At 45.9% G+C, this 15,909-nt stretch carries 13 protein-coding genes; all 13 read left to right on the top strand.

Features of this window, described 5'->3' with window-relative positions; genetic code table 11:
* The first annotated feature begins 3 nt into the window (after window positions 1-3).
* The 13 genes from ftsL to lpxC all read left to right on the top strand — a co-directional run bounded on the left by ftsL (window position 4) and on the right by lpxC (window position 15,679).
* Window positions 4-321 carry a cell division protein FtsL gene (gene ftsL / locus JC606_RS11165; RefSeq protein WP_102423063.1) on the top strand — a complete coding sequence of 106 codons (318 nt, stop codon included), beginning with the start codon at window positions 4-6 and terminating at the stop codon, window positions 319-321.
* The gene (locus JC606_RS11170) at window positions 318-2,075 is read left to right on the top strand and encodes a peptidoglycan glycosyltransferase FtsI (protein WP_008223684.1); all 1,758 of its coding nucleotides are present in this window, start codon (window positions 318-320) and stop codon (window positions 2,073-2,075) included. The genes ftsL and JC606_RS11170 overlap by 4 nt, the downstream gene beginning before the upstream one ends.
* A gap of 18 nt (window positions 2,076-2,093) precedes the next feature.
* Entirely contained in the window at window positions 2,094-3,578 is a 1,485-nt protein-coding gene (murE, locus tag JC606_RS11175) for a UDP-N-acetylmuramoyl-L-alanyl-D-glutamate--2,6-diaminopimelate ligase (RefSeq protein ID WP_198778601.1), read from the top strand.
* Window positions 3,578-4,951, top strand: coding sequence for a UDP-N-acetylmuramoyl-tripeptide--D-alanyl-D-alanine ligase (locus JC606_RS11180; protein WP_137407867.1), 1,374 nt, complete (start codon window positions 3,578-3,580; stop codon window positions 4,949-4,951). The genes murE and JC606_RS11180 overlap by 1 nt, the downstream gene beginning before the upstream one ends.
* A complete protein-coding gene (gene mraY, locus JC606_RS11185) occupies window positions 4,948-6,030 on the top strand; it encodes a phospho-N-acetylmuramoyl-pentapeptide-transferase (protein WP_198778602.1) in 1,083 nt (360 codons plus the stop codon). The genes JC606_RS11180 and mraY overlap by 4 nt, the downstream gene beginning before the upstream one ends.
* A gap of 58 nt (window positions 6,031-6,088) precedes the next feature.
* A complete protein-coding gene (murD, locus tag JC606_RS11190; protein ID WP_198778603.1) occupies window positions 6,089-7,405 on the top strand; it encodes a UDP-N-acetylmuramoyl-L-alanine--D-glutamate ligase in 1,317 nt (438 codons plus the stop codon).
* A gap of 22 nt (window positions 7,406-7,427) precedes the next feature.
* Entirely contained in the window at window positions 7,428-8,624 is a 1,197-nt protein-coding gene (gene ftsW / locus JC606_RS11195; RefSeq protein ID WP_116870011.1) for a cell division protein FtsW, read from the top strand.
* 12 nt (window positions 8,625-8,636) lie between these two features.
* Window positions 8,637-9,698 carry an undecaprenyldiphospho-muramoylpentapeptide beta-N-acetylglucosaminyltransferase gene (gene murG / locus JC606_RS11200; protein WP_198778604.1) on the top strand — a complete coding sequence of 354 codons (1,062 nt, stop codon included), beginning with the start codon at window positions 8,637-8,639 and terminating at the stop codon, window positions 9,696-9,698.
* A gap of 13 nt (window positions 9,699-9,711) precedes the next feature.
* Window positions 9,712-11,172: a UDP-N-acetylmuramate--L-alanine ligase gene (murC, locus tag JC606_RS11205; protein ID WP_198778605.1), complete on the top strand. Its 1,461-nt coding sequence runs from the start codon at window positions 9,712-9,714 to the stop codon at window positions 11,170-11,172.
* 278 nt (window positions 11,173-11,450) lie between these two features.
* Complete coding sequence (locus JC606_RS11210; protein ID WP_008223698.1) at window positions 11,451-12,143, top strand: cell division protein FtsQ/DivIB; 693 nt, start codon at window positions 11,451-11,453, stop codon at window positions 12,141-12,143.
* Entirely contained in the window at window positions 12,136-13,404 is a 1,269-nt protein-coding gene (ftsA, locus tag JC606_RS11215) for a cell division protein FtsA (RefSeq protein ID WP_004740737.1), read from the top strand. The genes JC606_RS11210 and ftsA overlap by 8 nt, the downstream gene beginning before the upstream one ends.
* A gap of 31 nt (window positions 13,405-13,435) precedes the next feature.
* On the top strand, window positions 13,436-14,665 hold the full coding sequence (ftsZ, locus tag JC606_RS11220; protein ID WP_198778607.1) for a cell division protein FtsZ: 1,230 nt from the start codon (window positions 13,436-13,438) through the stop codon (window positions 14,663-14,665).
* A gap of 96 nt (window positions 14,666-14,761) precedes the next feature.
* A complete protein-coding gene (gene lpxC, locus JC606_RS11225; protein WP_004740735.1) occupies window positions 14,762-15,679 on the top strand; it encodes a UDP-3-O-acyl-N-acetylglucosamine deacetylase in 918 nt (305 codons plus the stop codon).
* Window positions 15,680-15,909 lie beyond the last annotated feature (230 nt).

Genomic DNA, 15,909 nt, shown 5'->3' on the forward strand with positions numbered 1-15,909 from the left:
TCAATGAAGACCTCCAAGCCGAACTTAGCCAAGATAATATTTTTTGATTTGCTCTCCGTGGGTAAAGTCCCATTGGTGCTGCTTATCTGTATCTTCGCGAGCGCGATGGGGGTCGTTCTCACGACACACATGTCACGTCAGGCAATCACGCAAAAAGACATGGCATTGAGTGAGCGTGAACAGCTTGATAATGAATGGCGAAATTTAATGCTTGAAGAGACGGCTCTGGCTGAACATAGTCGCGTTCAAGCATCGGCAAAACGAGAGCTAGACATGAAACGTCCAGACTCCGACAAAGAAGTTGTGATCACACTGAAATGACCGGAAAAAAGGAAAAAGCACCCGCGAAAGCCGTTAAGAAACCAACGAAAGAGCGAGTGAAGAGCGAAAAGGACTCGGATCCAATTCTGATTAAATGGCGTTTCAACGTCGTTATTGCTTTTGTGTTGGTTGCCTTTTCTGTACTAGTAGGTCGTGTGGCTTACATCCAAGTTATTGAACCAGATAACTTAATTCGTCAGGGCGACCTTCGTTCTGTACGTGTTAAGGCTATTCCTTCTGCCCGCGGGATTATTTCAGACCGCAATGGCGAACCACTTGCCGTCAGTGTGCCTGTTGAGGCGGTATGGGCTGACCCGAAAACCATCTTCGATAAAAATGGCATGGCCCAAATTGATCGTTGGTATGCGCTAGCTGATGTACTCGGCTTAGATCGACAATCGATGATCAACAAAATCTCCAGCGACAAATCTCGTCGTTTTATCTACCTACAAAGACAAGTTAGCCCAGCAATGGCGAAATACATCCGCGACTTAAAGTTGGTGGGTATTGGTCTTAAAGCTGAATCTCGTCGTTATTACCCAGCCGGTGAAGTCAGCGCGCATCTGATAGGTGTGACCGGAATTGATGGACACGGTCTAGAAGGTGTCGAGCGCAGCTACGATAAGTGGCTAACGGGTGAAGCTGGTAAACGTACAATCCGTAAAGACCGATACGGGCGAGTGGTTGAAAACATTGCACTAGAAGAGCGTGAAGAAGGTAAACCACTCGAATTAACCATCGATCAGCGCTTACAAGCTATCGCTTATCGAGCGATTAAACAGGCGGTAGCCGATCACAAAGCGACGTCTGGCTCTGCTATCTTATTAGACGTAAAAACGGGGGCGGTTTTGGCCATGGTCAACGCGCCGTCTTACAACCCAAACAATCGTGCTGACTTACAAAGCTTTAAGATGCGTAACCGCGTGATCACCGATGCTTTTGAACCAGGTTCGACGGTTAAGCCTTTTGTCGTGCTAGCCGCTCTCGAAAATGGCACGGCAGATGCTGATACTGTGATTGATACGGGGAACGGTATCATGCAAATCGGTGGTAGCCGTGTACGTGATACTTCCAAAGTTGGTAAGGCAGACTTGGCGTTAATCCTTAAGAAATCGAGTAACATCGGTGTGGCGAAATTAGCCCTGGATATGCCGCTTGAAGCGCTACTGGGTATGTACAGTTCTGTTGGTCTTGGTGAGATGTCTGGGCTGAACCTAGTCGGTGAAACTGCCGGTATTTTCCCGAACCGTCGACGTTGGTCTAAGTTTGAAATTGCGACCTTATCCTTTGGTTATGGTCTAGCGATTACTCCACTTCAATTGGCTCATGCCTATGCGACGTTAGCGAATCATGGTGTTTACGAACCTATTCATATCGTCAAAAGCAACGACCAAGATTTCTCAAAACAGATCATCAAGCGCGAAAATGCTGAGTTGGTTTTGAACATGCTAGAAGGCGTAACCCAAAAGGGCGGTACAGCGACAAGAGCTGCCGTGCCGGGTTACCGAGTAGCAGCAAAAACAGGTACATCTAGAAAAGCGATTTCCGGTGGTTATGGAGACGAGTACTTCGCCTATACCGCTGGTGTTGCTCCGGTGAGTGATCCAAGAGTCTCTTTGGTTGTGATGATCAATGAACCTCAAGGTGACCTCTACTATGGTGGCTCGGTTGCAGCCCCTGTTTTTTCTGAAATCATGAAGGGCGCACTGCAAATTCTGAATGTCCCTGCTGATGAAAACAAGTTTCAAGAATAGAGCTAATCAGGATTCAATATGAGTAATAGCCTCACGCTGCCATCTTTACTTTCTCCTTGGGGAGATTTTAGTGCTCCCGAGTTAGCGTCGATTGCGGTTGAGCAATTGGAGCTAGACAGTCGTGCCATCAAGGACGGTGATATCTTTGTTGCCATTGTAGGGCATGCTGTCGATGGTCGTCGTTTTATCGACAAAGCCGTTGCTCAGGGCGCAAAGGCGGTGATTGCACAAGCCAGCGATGACAAAGTGCACGGCTCGGTTGAATGGTTAGATGCAGTGCCGGTGATTTATGTATCTGAGCTGAATGTAATCCTCTCAGAACTGGCGGGTCGTATTTACTCTTCTCAAGCAACCAAGCTTATTGGCGTTACTGGCACCAATGGAAAAACCACCATCACTCAATTGATTGCTCAGTGGCTAGACCTAGTCGGCCAACGCTCTGCGGTAATGGGCACAACGGGTAATGGCTTTCTAGATAACCTTAAAACGGCGGCTAATACGACCGGTAGTGCGATTGAAATACAACGTACACTGAGTGAGTTGGCTGAAGAAAACGCCGTCTACACCGCGATGGAAATCTCTTCTCATGGTTTGGTTCAAGGCCGAGTTAAGGCGTTGGACTTTGAGGTTGGTGTATTTACTAACTTGAGCCGTGACCACTTGGATTACCACGGTACGATGGAAGAGTACGCACTGGCTAAGAAGAGCTTGTTTACTCAGCATAAGTGTAAGCACGCTGTGATTAATGTGGACGATGAAGTTGGCAAAGCTTGGATGGCAGATCTGTCCAATGCAGTAGCCGTTTCATTACTTCCGTTATCTGGTTACCAGCAGTCAGTATGGGCATCGGATGTGGCTTATGCAGAGACAGGTATCAAACTCGCTTTTGATGGTAGCTGGGGGCAGGGACAACTATCTGTTCCTTTAATTGGCCAGTTCAACGCATCAAATGTCTTGGTTGCTTTCGCGACACTACTTTCGCTAGGCATCGACAAGCAAACCTTGATCGACACAGCACCTCAACTACAACCAGTTATTGGTCGCATGGAATTGTTCCAAGTACCAAACAAAGCAAAAGTAGTGGTCGATTACGCGCATACACCAGACGCACTAGAGAAAGCATTAGCAGCACTACGAGTTCACTGCTCAGGAAAGCTATGGGCAATCTTTGGCTGTGGTGGTGATCGAGATACTGGCAAGCGTCCAATGATGGCGGTGACCGCAGAGCAGTTCGCCGACAACATTATTATTTCAGATGACAATCCTCGCAGCGAAGATCCTGCATTGATTGTTAAAGACATGCTGGCCGGCTTAAGTGAGCCTGAAGCCGCCTTTGTTGAACACGATCGCTATCAGGCGGTTAAGTTTGCTTTAGAGCAGGCGGGTAATAACGACATTATTCTTCTGGCAGGTAAAGGCCATGAGGATTACCAAGTACTGAAAGACAAAACGATCCACTATTCGGATCGAGAGTCTGCGCTACAACTTTTAGGTATTTCATAATGATTGATGTATCACTCGAGCAGATCTGCTCAGCGGTGAACGGTCAGCTGATAGAGGCTGGCAAATCGAACAATAGTTTGATCAATGCGGTTTCTACCGACACTCGCACTGTTGAAGAAGGTGCGTTGTTTGTTGCTCTCGTTGGTGAACGTTTTGATGCGCATGATTTTTGCGGTCAGGCTGTTGAGGCCAATGCGAGTGCGTTATTAGTCGAACGAAAACTTGACCTAAATATTACTCAAGTTGTTGTTGAAGACACTAAACTTGCTTTAGGTCAGCTAAGTGCTTGGATTCACGAGCAATGTAATGTTCCAACTATGGCGATTACAGGCAGCTGCGGCAAGACAACTGTAAAAGAGATGGTTGCGAGCATTTTGCAGCAACGTGGCAAGGTGCTGTTTACAGCAGGCAACTTCAATAATGATATTGGGGTACCGTTAACCCTGCTACGTAGTGAGTCAAGCGACGACTACGCAGTGATCGAACTAGGCGCCAATCACATCGGTGAAATTGCTTATACCACGCAGCTTGTTAAACCACAGGTTGCGTTGGTGAACAATGTCGCGGCGGCGCACTTAGAAGGTTTTGGTTCTATTGATGGTGTGAAGCAAGCGAAAGGCGAAATTTTCCAGGGGCTTGCTGCTGGTGATACTGCTATTGTTAACCTAGAGAGCAATGGTGGTGACTTCTGGAAGGATGTGCTAGCAGATAAAAGCGTACTGACCTTTTCTGAAAGTAATGACACGGCAGATTACTTTGCGACGAATATTCGCATCAATGAGCAGGGTGAAGCTTGCTTTGATATGCAGACTCCGCAAGGTGCCATTGATGTCGAACTTGGCATTATTGGTCAGCACAATGTGGCAAACGCATTAGCGGCAGCGGCACTGAGCATTCAATTCGGTGCCACGCTTGCAGAAATTAAAAGCGGTTTAGCGAATCTTATCTCAGTTAAAGGCCGAGTTGAGGTTCAACAATTAAGTCAGAATATCAAGCTAATAGATGACAGTTACAACGCCAGCGTACCGGCAATGAAGGCGGCAGCTAAATTGTTGTCGAGCTTCAAAGGTCAGCGTTGGTTGATTTTAGGCAATATGGCTGAATTAGGTGATGAAAGCCTTGCACTTCACCGTCAAGTCGGTGAATATGCTGCCCCATTCGCTTTTGAGCATATACTCACTTACGGTGATGATACCAAGGTGATTAGTGAAGTGTGTAACGGCACTCACTTTGCAACGCATGAAGCGATGATCGCGCACATAGAGCAGCACTTGAGCTTGCTAGATAACGCGCCACAAACCTTGTTGGTAAAAGGCGCCAATAGTGCAGGAATGAGTAAAATAGCCGCTGCTTTAAAGGAGAACTTTTCATGATAATTTGGCTTGCAGAGCTACTACAGCCACACTTTTCTTTTTTCCGTTTGTTCGAATACTTATCGTTTCGTGCAATCGCGAGCATTTTGACGGCTTTATGTCTGTCGCTGTGGATGGGACCTCGTTTAATTGAGCGTCTGCAAATGCTGCAAATTGGCCAAGTTGTTCGTAACGACGGCCCAGAGTCTCACTTTAGTAAGCGTGGCACACCAACTATGGGTGGTGTGATGATCCTTGCTGCGATCATTATTACAGTCTTGCTTTGGGCTGACTTATCAAACCCTTACGTTTGGGCAGTGCTTGTCGTGCTAGGCGGTTACGGTGCAGTTGGTTTTGTTGATGATTATCGTAAAGTTGTTCGTAAGAACACTGATGGTCTGATTGCTCGTTGGAAGTACTTCTGGCAGTCGGCGATTGCTTTGGTTGTGGCGTTTGCTCTGTACGCTCACGGACAAGACACTGCAGCAACACAATTAGTGGTGCCTTTCTTTAAAGATGTGATGCCACAACTTGGTTTACTGTACATTGTTCTAGCTTACTTTGTTATTGTGGGTACCAGTAACGCCGTAAACCTAACGGACGGCCTTGATGGCTTGGCGATTATGCCAACGGTTATGGTTGCAGCGGGTTTTGCTGTTATCGCTTGGGCGACAGGTAACGTTAACTTCGCAGCCTACCTACACATTCCATACATCCCATACACCTCTGAACTGGTTGTGGTATGTACTGCTATCGTTGGTGCTGGTCTTGGTTTCCTATGGTTCAACACTTACCCAGCTCAAGTATTCATGGGCGATGTTGGCTCTTTAGCACTGGGTGGTGCGTTAGGTGTGATTGCGGTACTTGTTCGTCAAGAGTTGGTATTAGTGATCATGGGGGGTGTGTTTGTAATGGAGACCTTGTCAGTAATCCTGCAAGTTGGCTCTTACAAATTACGTGGCCAACGTATTTTCCGTATGGCACCGATTCACCACCACTATGAGCTTAAAGGCTGGCCGGAACCACGTGTTATCGTGCGCTTTTGGATCATCTCAATGGTGTTGGTACTGATTGGTTTAGCGACACTGAAAGTTCGTTAATCCTATGTGAGCCTCTGTTATAGGGGCTCTTTAAAACTATTAAGAGCATCTTGTTTAAATGGAACGTTGGCAAAATATTCAAAATGTAGTGGTTGTGGGGCTCGGTATTACCGGGCTCTCTGTCGTTAAACATCTCGTAAAATATCAGCCTCATACGCATGTGAAGGTCATTGATACGCGAGAGCTACCACCAGGAAAGGAATCTTTGCCTGAATCGGTAGAGCTGCATTCTGGATGTTGGAATAACCAATGGCTAGCTGAGGCTGATTTAGTGGTTGCTAACCCAGGAATTGCTTTAGCGACGCCGGAAATTCAAGATGTGCTTCAAGCAGGAACGCCTGTCGTTGGTGACATTGAGCTGTTTGGCTGGGCAGTCGATAAACCTGTTGTGGCAATCACTGGTTCAAACGGTAAGAGTACTGTGACGGATTTGACGGGTGTGCTTGCTAAAGCTGCTGGGCTTAATGTTGGTGTTGGCGGCAATATTGGTATTCCTGCCCTAGACCTCCTAGAACTTGATGCCGACTTATATGTTCTTGAGCTTTCAAGTTTTCAGCTAGAAACCACATCGAATTTAAAACTTGCTGCTGCGGCATTCTTAAACCTGTCTGAAGATCATATGGATCGCTATCAGGGCATGACTGATTACCGCGAGGCCAAGTTAAGAATCTTTAATAACGCGCAGTGTGCGATTGTAAATCGTGAAGACAAAGAGACTTACCCTGACCAAACAATGCCATTGGTAACTTTTGGACTAGATAACCAAGAGTTTGGTGTATCAACGATTGATGGTTGTGATTGGCTGGTCGATAACGGTAAACCTGTCCTTACTACTAAAGATTTAACATTGGTTGGACGTCACAATGTGGCAAATGCGTTAGTCTCACTTGCACTATTGAAGCAAGTTGGTATCGACTACAACAAAAGTCTTGAGGCTTTGAAAGCCTATAACGGTTTGACGCATCGTTGCCAAGTGGTGGCTGACAAGCGCGAAATCAAATGGGTTAATGACTCCAAAGCAACCAACGTAGCCAGCACATTGGCGGCTCTGTCTGGTTTAGAGTATCAAGGTACGTTATATCTTCTGGTTGGCGGCGTGGGTAAAGGTGCTGATTTTAGCGAGTTGGAACCTGTATTAGCGCAACTTGAACGTGTTCAATTGTGTTGTTTCGGTGAAGATGCAGATCAATTCATGCCTCTGCACCCATCGGCACAAAAGTTCGATACTATGCAGCAGATAATCGAATCTATCTCGCCACAGCTGGTGGCTGGAGATATGGTGATGCTGTCTCCTGCGTGCGCAAGCTTCGATCAATTTAATAATTTCATGGCAAGAGGTGATGCGTTCACTGAGCTTGCTCATGAGCATGCTTAACGTGTTGAAGGACTAACATTCAGTGCAAAGAGTCAAAGAGATCAATCAATCCATCTGGCAGTGGCTAAACCGTGCTACTCCTGAGGCGCTTTACGATCGTCAATTGGTGTGGATTGCTCTTGGGCTAATGCTGACAGGTTTGGTGATGGTAACGTCTGCTTCGTTCCCCATCAGTGCTCGTTTAACCGATCAGCCGTTTCACTTTATGTTCCGTCACGCGATCTTCCTATTGCTCGCATTGGGTGTCTCCAGTGTGATATTGCAAATTCCGATGAAGCGCTGGTTTCAATACAGCATGTACCTGTTGGGCTTATCTTTCTTCTTGCTAGTCGTAGTATTAGCCGTCGGTAAGTCAGTTAACGGTGCATCTCGCTGGATACCTCTTGGGCTATTTAACTTACAGCCTGCCGAGGTCGCTAAGCTTTCTTTGTTTATCTTTATGGCGGGCTACTTGGTTCGTAAGCAAGACGAAGTGAGAAAAACCTTCTTCGGCGGTTTTGCAAAACCCATCATGGTGTTTGGTGCTTTTGCCGTCTTGCTACTTGGTCAACCCGACTTAGGTACCGTAGTTGTAATGTTGGTAACGCTGTTTGGCATGCTGTTCATTGCTGGTGCCAAACTGTCACAATTTATTGCCTTGATGGTCGCTGGTATTGCCGCCGTCGTTGGTTTGATTGTCATAGAACCTTACCGTGTTCGACGTGTGACTTCATTCTGGGAACCATGGAATGATCCATTTGGTAGCGGCTACCAATTAACTCAATCATTGATGGCGTTCGGCCGCGGTGATTGGATGGGACAAGGGCTTGGTAACTCGATTCAAAAACTCGAATACTTACCAGAAGCGCATACCGATTTTGTATTTGCGGTCTTGGCTGAAGAGCTTGGCTTTGTCGGTGTTACCTTAGTATTAATGTTGATCTTCAGCTTGGTGTTAAAAGCCATTCTTATCGGCAAAAAAGCCTTTGAACATGATCAAGTGTTCAGTGGCTATCTGGCTTTTGGTATTGGTATTTGGTTTGCGTTTCAGACGCTTGTTAACGTAGGTGCTGCATCTGGCATCGTTCCGACCAAAGGTCTAACCCTACCGCTAATCAGTTATGGTGGTTCGAGTTTAATTGTTATGTCTGTGGCGGTATCAATGCTGCTACGCATTGACCATGAATGTCGAATGCAACAAAAAGAACAAGCTGATAATCAAAACGAATTAGTAGAATAAGAATCTAACGCGATGAAACAAAACAAAAAACTTTTAGTGATGGCTGGTGGTACTGGCGGTCACGTTTTCCCGGGGTTAGCAGTAGCTAAAAAGCTTCAGCAACAAGGTTGGGAAATTCGCTGGTTAGGCACAGCAGACAGAATGGAAGCGGATTTAGTGCCAAAACATGGCATTGAAATCGACTTCATTAAAGTGAAAGGCCTGCGTGGTCAAGGCATTAGCAAGCTAATTAAAGCCCCATTCCAAATTATTAATGCCATACTTCAAGCAAGGCAGCACATTAAAGCATGGCAGCCAGATGTCGTGCTTGGCATGGGGGGTTATGTGAGTGGTCCTGGTGGCATTGCGGCATGGTTATCAGGCATTCCTGTGGTTTTGCATGAACAAAATGCAGTGGCGGGTCTAACTAACCAGTGGCTATCTAAGATTGCGAAAAAGGTTTTCCAAGCTTTCCCTGGCGCGTTTCCAACAGCAGAAGTCGTGGGGAACCCAGTTCGTGAGGATGTGGTTGCGTTACCGGAACCAGAGCAGCGCATGACTGAGCGTGATGGCGATATCCGTATTTTGGTGATGGGTGGCAGCCAAGGGGCAAAAATCCTCAATGATACTTTGCCTGTAGCGATGGCACAGCTTGGAGAAGGCTTCACAGTGATGCACCAAGCGGGTAAGAACAATCAACAGCAAGTGATTGAACAATACAAATCACATTCTGTAGATAATGTTCAAGTAACTGAATTTATTGATGATGTGGCGCAAGCCTATGAGTGGGCGGATCTATTAGTGTGTCGCTCAGGTGCGTTAACCGTATCAGAGGTATCAGCAGCCGGTGTCGGTTCAATTTTTGTTCCGTTTATGCACAAAGACAGACAGCAAGCACTGAATGCCGACCATTTAGTTGAATGTGGTGCGGCGTTAATGATTGAACAGCCACAACTGACGGCTGAAAAGTTAGCGAACACCATCGCTGAGCTTGATAGAAATGAATTAAAAATGATGGCAACAAAAGCGCGTCAAGCAGCCAAGCTTGATGCCGACGTTACTGTCGCTGAAGCGATTAAAGCTTTAGCAAAATAATGAGACTGAATTGATGACGATTGAACATACCCAAGACTTAGCGCAAATCCGTGCAATGGTGCCAGAGATGCGCCGTGTTAAATCTATCCACTTCATTGGTATTGGTGGTGCTGGAATGAGCGGGATTGCTGAAGTCTTGCTAAATGAAGGCTACCAGATCACTGGTTCTGATATCGCTCAAAATCCAGTGACAGAGCGTTTAGTTAGCAAGGGTGCGACCGTTTACATAGGGCACCAAGCAAGTAACGTTGCTGATGCAAGTGTAGTCGTGGTATCAACCGCTATCAACGAAGAGAACCCAGAGATTATTGCCGCTCGTGAAGCGCGTACGCCTATCGTTCGTCGTGCAGAAATGCTGGCTGAGCTGATGCGTTTTCGTCACGGTATTGCTGTGGCAGGTACGCACGGTAAGACAACAACGACTGCTTTGGTTACACAGATATACTCTGAAGCAGGTTTAGATCCAACGTTTGTAAACGGTGGTTTAGTGAAAAGTGCAGGTACTAATGCACGCTTAGGTTCGAGCCGTATCTTGATTGCTGAAGCTGATGAGAGTGATGCATCATTCTTACACTTGCAACCTATGGTGAGTATCGTAACCAATATCGAAGCGGACCACATGGATACCTATGGCGGTGACTTCGAAACACTAAAGCAGACGTTTATCGATTTCTTACACAACCTGCCATTTTACGGTCAGGCTGTGATGTGTGTTGATGATCCTGTTGTGCGTGAGCTAATACCTCAAGTTAGCCGCCAAGTGATTACTTACGGTTTCTCAGAAGATGCGGACATCCGTATTGAAAACTACGTACAAGAAGGCCAGCAAGGTAAGTTCACGGTAGTTCGTGAAGGTAAAGCTAATCTGGATATTACGCTGAATATTCCAGGTCGTCACAATGCACTGAATGCCTCTGCGGCGATTGCAGTGGCAACGGAAGATGACATCAGAGATGAAGCGATCCTAAAAGCGATGGCAGGTACCGAAGGTACTGGGCGTCGCTTTGATCACCTAGGTGAGTACGAGACGGGTAATGGCGTCGCAATGCTGGTTGATGATTATGGTCATCACCCAACCGAAGTTGATGTAACGATTCAGGCTGCTCGCAGCGGCTGGGCTGATAAGCGTCTGGTGATGATTTTCCAGCCGCACCGCTACAGCCGAACACGTGATTTATATGATGATTTTGCGAACGTTCTTGAGCAGGTTGATGTCTTAATCTTATTAGATGTTTATTCTGCGGGTGAGAAACCTATTGCAGGTGCAGACGGGCGCTCATTAAGTCGAACTATTCGCGGGCGTGGTAAGATTGACCCAATCTTTGTTGCTGATATCAACACGCTGCCATCGGTTTTAGCTAACGTGATTCAAGGCGGCGACCTTGTATTGACGCAGGGTGCAGGCGATGTTGGCCGCGTTGCTAAGCAACTAGAATCGTTACAGTTAGACATTAATAAAATGCAGAACGTGTAGCAGAATACTGTCTACATACTGTGGTCAATCGCTCACTTCTTGCGATTGACCTAAAATTGACCAAAAATCTTATTATCAACGTTTGATAGTTTGATTTTGCTCAGTATAATTCATAGGTTAAAGTAAGTGCTTTTACCTCTATTACGAAGATAGGGAATAGAATTGCGAACCAACGACAGGGAAAGCGGGCTTTGGTAGAAAGTACTTTTAGCGAAAACCGCAACCTATTCAGTTTACCATCGTTAAAGAAACACGCCCTAGGCGGGTCCTTTTTTGTCATGGTATTGCTATTCATTGGGTTTCTTTTCTACACCACACTGACTTGGATGTGGGACGATCAACGATTGCCTCTCTCCAAAATAGTCATTCAAGGTGACTTAACTTATGTAACCGCTGGTGATGTTCAACATGCTTTTGGAAGACTCGAGCATATTGGTACATTCATGTCACAAGACATTGGTGTGTTGCAAGACAGTTTAGAAGCATTGCCTTGGGTGTCTGTTGTCTCTATTCGTAAGCAGTGGCCAGACACAATAAAAGTATTTTTGACTGAGTATCATGCTGCAGCAATCTGGAACGGCAACATGCTGTTGAATGATGATGGTCAGGTGTTTAATGGCGATATCGGCCTTCTGAAAGGCGATAGAGTTAAGCTTTACGGCCCAGATGGCACCAGCCAAGAAGTGATCGAAAAGTGGAGAAAGATAACCCCTTTGATTAACAGTCTAGGGTTAACGGTTACCTCACTTGTTCTCAACGAACGTCGCGCTTGGCAAATAATCCTAGATAACGGTATCCGTCTAGAACTAGGTAAAGATTCTTTAGATGAGCGTGTTGAACGCTTCATTTCGCTTTACAACGAACTCGGTAGTAAGGCGAATCAAGTGAGCTACATCGACCTCAGGTATGATACGGGAGCCGCTGTAGGCTGGTTTCCAGAGCAAGAGTTAGAAGAGAGCACAGATGACTAAGACCGCAGATGACAACATAATCGTTGGTCTTGATATAGGCACTGCGACCATATCAGCTCTGGTTGGTGAAATACTGCCTGATGGTCAAATCAATATCATTGGCTCTGGGCAAAGCCCATCCAGAGGTATGGATAAAGGTGGTGTGAACGACCTAGAGTCGGTAGTTAAGTCAGTTCAGCGAGCAATTGATCAAGCAGAGTTGATGGCGGAATGCCAAATCAGCAATGTGTTTATCTCGCTATCAGGCAAACATATCGCAAGCCGAATTGAAAAAGGCATGGGCACTATCTCTGATGAAGAGGTGTCTCAAGACGATATGGATCGAGCGATCCATACTGCGAAATCAATTAAAATAGGTGAAGAGCAGAGAATTCTGCACGTGATCCCACAAGAATTTACCATTGATTATCAAGAAGGGATTAAGAACCCACTTGGTCTGTCTGGTGTTCGAATGGAAGTGAGCGTTCATCTTATTTCTTGCCATAGCGACATGGCGAGAAACATTATTAAAGCTGTTGAACGATGTGGTCTCACAGTAGAGCAAATCGTGTTTTCAGGACTTGCCTCAAGTAATGCGGTAATTACTGAAGACGAGAGAGAGCTCGGAGTGTGTGTGGTTGATATCGGTGCAGGTACAATGGATATTTCCATTTGGACTGGCGGCGCGCTACGACACACAGAAGTCTTTTCCTATGCAGGAAATGCAGTAACCAGTGATATTGCCTTCGCTTTCGGTACGCCAGTGAGCGATGCTGAAGAGATAAAAGTAAACCATGGTTGCGCTCTGAGTGAACTCGTTAGCAAGGATGACTCTGTTAACGTCCCAAGTGTTGGTGGTCGCCCGTCAAGAAGTTTGCAACGACAAACTTTGTCGGAAGTGATTGAACCACGTTACACTGAACTTATGGGCCTCGTTAACCAAACTATCGATACGGTTCAATTACAGCTACGAGACGAAGGTATTAAACACCACCTTGCAGCTGGCGTCGTCCTCACTGGTGGAGCGGCACAAATTGACGGATTGGTAGAGTGTGCGGAACGTGTTTTCCGCAATCAAGTTCGAGTTGGTAAGCCATTAGAAGTTAGTGGCTTAACTGATTATGTTAAAGAGCCGTATCATTCTACGGCGGTTGGTTTACTTCATTACGCAAGAGATTGTCAGATCAGTGATGAAGGTGATTACAGCGAACCTAAGCGTTCAGCACCTTCGATGTCTGGTTTATTTGGTAAATTGCGTAATTGGATACAAAAAGAGTTTTAACCTGAGTTGCAGGAAAAAACGGAGATAACACATGTTTGAACCGATGATGGAAATGTCTGACGATGCAGTAATTAAAGTCGTTGGAGTTGGTGGCGGTGGCGGTAACGCTGTTGAGCACATGGTACGTGAATCAATCGAAGGCGTAGAATTCATCAGTGTTAATACTGATGCGCAAGCACTTCGTAAAACAAGCGTGAGCAGCGTGATCCAAATTGGTGGTGATATCACTAAAGGTCTTGGTGCTGGTGCAAACCCACAAGTAGGCCGTGATGCAGCTCTCGAAGATCGAGAAAGAATTAAAGAAGTTCTAACTGGCGCCGATATGGTATTTATCGCAGCTGGTATGGGCGGTGGTACTGGTACAGGTGCTGCTCCAGTTATTGCTGAAGTTGCGAAAGAGCTAGGTGTGCTAACCGTTGCTGTTGTAACTAAGCCATTTAGCTTTGAAGGCAAAAAGCGTCTAGCGTTTGCTGAGCAAGGTATCGAAGAGCTTTCTAAACATGTGGATTCATTAATTACGATTCCAAATGAAAAGCTACTTAAAGTACTAGGCCGTGGCGTTACACTGCTAGAAGCTTTCGCAAGTGCAAATGATGTACTTAAAAACGCTGTACAAGGTATCGCTGAGCTAATTACTCGCCCTGGTATGATCAACGTCGACTTCGCGGATGTTCGCACCGTAATGTCGGAAATGGGGCATGCAATGATGGGTAGCGGTATCGCAAAAGGTGAAGACCGTGCTGAAGAAGCTGCTGAAACGGCAATTTCTAGCCCACTACTAGAAGACATCGACCTAGCTGGCGCGCGTGGCGTTCTTGTGAACATCACAGCAGGCCTAGATATGCGTCTAGATGAGTTCGAAACAGTAGGTAACACAGTTAAGGCATTCGCTTCTGATAACGCAACAGTTGTGATTGGTACTTCTCTAGACCCTGATATGACGGACGAAATCCGTGTAACTGTTGTTGCAACAGGTATCGGTACAGAGAGAAAGCCAGACATTACATTAGTTGCTGGTGGTAAAGCTAAGGTTGCAGTAACTCCTCAACCACAAGTAGCGGCACAAGCTGCACCAAAAGTGGAAGAGAAAGTGGCACAGCCATTGCAAGAAAAAACTGAGGTAAAACCTCAAGTTAAGCCGCAGCCAACAACGTCGCCTGTTTCTTCAGGTACAGGCGCTAGCCAAAGTGCAGCACCTAAAGCTGAAAAAGAGAGCGGATACTTAGATATTCCAGCATTCTTACGACGTCAGGCTGATTAACAATTACCCAAAATTTGACTATCGTCGAATTAATGGTAAAATTCGCGGTCGGTAAATACTGGCCGTGATTTGTAGCACTGATAACGAGGCAAGCAGATGATCAGACAACGTACTCTGAAAGAAATTGTGAAAACAACTGGTGTGGGTCTCCACTCTGGTCGTAAAGTCACACTTACTCTTCGCCCGGCAGCTGCAAATACAGGTATTGTTTACCGTCGTACTGATGTAAATCCACCTGTAGATTTTCCAGCTGATCCAGCATCAGTTCGTGACACTATGTTATGTACTGCTCTTGTGAATGACGAAGGCGTACGTATTTCTACAGTGGAACACCTAAACGCGGCTCTAGCGGGCATGGGCATCGACAATATTATTGTTGAAGTAGATGCACCAGAGATCCCAATTATGGATGGTAGCGCAAGCCCATTCGTATACTTGCTACAGCAAGCGGGTGTTGAAACACTGAATGCACCAAAACGTTTCATTCGCATCAAAAAGCCAGTTCGTTTTGAAGACGGCGATAAGTGGGCAGAATTTGTACCATTTAACGGCTTCCGCATGGACTTTGAGATCGAGTTCAACCACCCAGCAATTGAGTCTGACGAACAGCATTTATTGTTTGATTTCTCTTCTCAAGGCTTTGTGAAAGAGATTTCTCGAGCTCGTACTTTCGGCTTCATGCGTGATATCGAATACCTTCAATCACAAAACCTGTGTTTGGGTGGTAGCTTTGATTGTGCAATCGTACTAGACGAATACCGCATTCTTAATGAAGAAGGTCTACGTTTTGACAATGAGTTTGTAACTCATAAAGTACTAGATGCGATTGGTGACCTATACATGTGTGGACACGCTATTATCGGTGAGTTCCGTGCATACAAATCAGGTCACGGCCTAAACAACCAACTGCTACGTGCAGTACTTGCTGACGCAGAAGCTTGGGAATGGGCAACATTTGAAGAAGAAGCTGGCTCGCCAGTGGCTTTTGCTGAACCAGGAATGGTTCTAGCGTAATTGTTGTTTTTAACAATGTAAGATTTCGAAAACCAGGCTATCGGCCTGGTTTTTTTGTATCTATTTTCCAGATACAGTGTCATCAACATCCGAAAGTCATCGACTAATGGGCGCCAGTCTGGCTAATCCATCAGCAATTAGAAAGAAAAGTTCCAAGCACATCAAACAAATGGGGTTATAAATGGTCGTTGGTGTGAAAATTACTTACACTAAGGGGCATTAATTTTAAC

Origin of the sequence: Vibrio sp. IB15 (genome assembly GCF_016406055.1) — a bacterium.
GTDB classification, from domain to species: Bacteria; Pseudomonadota; Gammaproteobacteria; order Enterobacterales; family Vibrionaceae; genus Vibrio; species Vibrio chagasii.

What these genes read in the sequence shown, in the direction of transcription:
- ftsZ (WP_198778607.1), top strand. Translation starts at nt 13,436, where the DNA reads ATGTTTGAACCGATGATGGAAATGTCTGACGATGCAGTAATTAAAGTC.
- JC606_RS11210 (WP_008223698.1), top strand. Translation starts at nt 11,451, where the DNA reads ATGGTATTGCTATTCATTGGGTTTCTTTTCTACACCACACTGACTTGG.
- mraY (WP_198778602.1), top strand. Translation starts at nt 4,948, where the DNA reads ATGATAATTTGGCTTGCAGAGCTACTACAGCCACACTTTTCTTTTTTC.
- ftsL (WP_102423063.1), top strand. Translation starts at nt 4, where the DNA reads ATGAAGACCTCCAAGCCGAACTTAGCCAAGATAATATTTTTTGATTTG.
- murE (WP_198778601.1), top strand. Translation starts at nt 2,094, where the DNA reads ATGAGTAATAGCCTCACGCTGCCATCTTTACTTTCTCCTTGGGGAGAT.
- JC606_RS11180 (WP_137407867.1), top strand. Translation starts at nt 3,578, where the DNA reads ATGATTGATGTATCACTCGAGCAGATCTGCTCAGCGGTGAACGGTCAG.
- murD (WP_198778603.1), top strand. Translation starts at nt 6,089, where the DNA reads ATGGAACGTTGGCAAAATATTCAAAATGTAGTGGTTGTGGGGCTCGGT.
- murG (WP_198778604.1), top strand. Translation starts at nt 8,637, where the DNA reads ATGAAACAAAACAAAAAACTTTTAGTGATGGCTGGTGGTACTGGCGGT.
- JC606_RS11170 (WP_008223684.1), top strand. Translation starts at nt 318, where the DNA reads ATGACCGGAAAAAAGGAAAAAGCACCCGCGAAAGCCGTTAAGAAACCA.
- murC (WP_198778605.1), top strand. Translation starts at nt 9,712, where the DNA reads ATGACGATTGAACATACCCAAGACTTAGCGCAAATCCGTGCAATGGTG.
- ftsA (WP_004740737.1), top strand. Translation starts at nt 12,136, where the DNA reads ATGACTAAGACCGCAGATGACAACATAATCGTTGGTCTTGATATAGGC.
- lpxC (WP_004740735.1), top strand. Translation starts at nt 14,762, where the DNA reads ATGATCAGACAACGTACTCTGAAAGAAATTGTGAAAACAACTGGTGTG.